General features: G+C 37.0%; 1 protein-coding gene and 1 pseudogene. Both read right to left on the bottom strand.

Going from position 1 to position 1652, the window contains the following annotated elements; translation table 11 throughout:
* Nucleotides 1-540 precede the first annotated feature (540 nt).
* A complete protein-coding gene (locus GJU40_RS20390) occupies nucleotides 541-960 on the bottom strand; it encodes a hypothetical protein (protein ID WP_154309883.1) in 420 nt (139 codons plus the stop codon).
* 4 nt (nucleotides 961-964) lie between these two features.
* A pseudogene (locus GJU40_RS20385) lies at nucleotides 965-1652 on the bottom strand (hypothetical protein); the annotation flags it as partial.

The following is a 1652-nucleotide window of genomic DNA, read 5'->3' as shown; positions in this document are numbered from 1 at the left end:
TCACTAATTGCAGACTGTATCGTAGGCAGCTGGAGCTGAAACCACTCTGGTGTTTTAGATTGAGAAGATTTTCTCTGACCGGCTTTCATTAACCTTTCAATCTCTGCCATTGACGACTCTATGTCATAATGGCAATCTCCGCAATTAAAGCGCGCTGTTATGAGGTCAATGCCTAGCATGGAGTCTAGTTAAAAGTCTAGTAAACTCATTAACTCTTTTAATTCTCTTTCCACCTTGCCTATTTCCTGCTTTCCAGACAAAATGTGGCAAACAATGCTTTTCTATAACTAAGGTTGCCGGCATTTTCATTCAATAATTGACAACTGAATAGGAGGATGAGCCATGCTTTAAATCGAGCAGTAAGTATGGCCGTTATATTTAAATGTCACTGCACCCAACTCGTAAATTTTCTAACCATCCTGAGTTTTTGATTCAAAACTCATCTTGTTTTTAAGAATAAAGTTTTTAAACTTAAAAAACCTTGAAAGGCATATAGCCAATCAAGGTTTATAATAATTCAAATGTTCTTAGGATTTTTAATTAAAAGTATCTAATTGTAATCATACTTGAACCTGAACGTGGATCATAATTAGATGATATTTCTCCCCAAGCAAACTTACTAGAGGAAGATCCAATCAATTTTTCAAGCATTACGTCATGCTCTTTTTTTCTTTGTAGTTCATGTTCATTACTCCATTTATCCCATGAGTTTTCTTGATTCTTTATTTTGCTCATATTTACAAGGAAAATTTCTTTATTATCATTAAACATTAACGTTACATTCATCATATTTCCATTATAATTTATAGGCTGTAATGTGTACCTTGGGAACTCATTGATAACTTCCTCTTTTACATATGAATATAAGTCAGAAAGCTTAAATTCTTGTAATTTTAAAGAGGGGGATATAGAAGAAACACTTCCTTCAAAGTCAATAATACCATTTCTTATTTTATTCATTTTATCACCTATTTTTTAGGACAACTGATTTGACTGGGTTTAAAGAACTCTCAAAGTCCTTAATAAAATATTGGTCAAATCCGCCTTTCCCATATTGTGGATTTGCTAATGCTTTTGAGTAGCCTGCAGTAATGTCTTGAGTTAATTCATATTGTGTCATTCCAGGTCTAAATTGACTAAAGTTACCCTTACCTACCTGGAGGCCTTCAAATATTTTTGTTGCATCATTCCCAGCCGATTTAATCATCTTTTCTGTTGTATAGAAACTACTTTGCCCTGGTGCTCCACCCCAAACTTTAGTACCTTTCTTAATTGTCACGTTTGTCCAGTCATCAATACCTGGATATGCACCACTGCCTTGCCATGTCCTAGCTAAATCTGCAGCAGATTCACCCGTACCCTTAGTACTCTTATTCCCCTCAACCACATCAAACTTTTGCTCACTAACCGGTTTTACACTTACATTCCTCTCCACTGACCCTTGCCCGCCGGAATCAACTTTCAGTCCCTTTTTCACCTGCCCCATCGGCATGCGGGCTGCAGTTCCCGCCAAGGCTCCACCAGCTAAAAATGTAAATACACCGAAACTATCCAGCAAATGCTCCGCTGAGTATGGCTCTTTAGGATTTACAGTTCCAACCACCATGTCATCTGCGCCCATTGTAATGTAATGGAGGAAGCTAGACATGCTT

Source organism: Metabacillus lacus (assembly GCF_009674805.1).
Classification (GTDB): Bacteria; Bacillota; Bacilli; order Bacillales; family Bacillaceae; genus Metabacillus_C; species Metabacillus_C lacus.
This window is presented reverse-complemented; position numbering and strand designations above follow the sequence as displayed.